The sequence below is a fragment of the Pseudomonas sp. SIMBA_041 genome (assembly GCF_046535095.1).
In the GTDB taxonomy this organism is placed as follows: domain Bacteria; phylum Pseudomonadota; class Gammaproteobacteria; order Pseudomonadales; family Pseudomonadaceae; genus Aquipseudomonas; species Aquipseudomonas mucoides.
Genome location: NZ_JAWRXJ010000955.1, coordinates 1 through 235 on the forward strand (window position 1 = coordinate 1; position 235 = coordinate 235).

Below are 235 nucleotides of genomic sequence, written 5' to 3' on the forward strand. Positions count from 1 at the left end.
GTCGGCATGTTTGTCCTGACAGGATTAAAGATTGCGGCAGTGATCTCCTTTGCCTTGTCCCCCAGCTTTGAATGGGCGTTGGCATGCCTTCTCTTGATTGGGGTCATTGAAGCGTTGAGCAGCCCGCTCTACGATACATGGATTAACTTGAATATTGAAAGCAGTGTTCGTGCGACAGTCTTGTCGATGATGAGTCAATCGACTGCACTCGGACAAACAGCAGGCGGACCTGTAG

General features: G+C 50.2%; 1 pseudogene. It reads left to right on the forward strand.

Going from position 1 to position 235, the window contains the following annotated elements:
• A pseudogene (locus SB725_RS33970) lies at positions 1-235 on the forward strand (hypothetical protein); the annotation flags it as partial.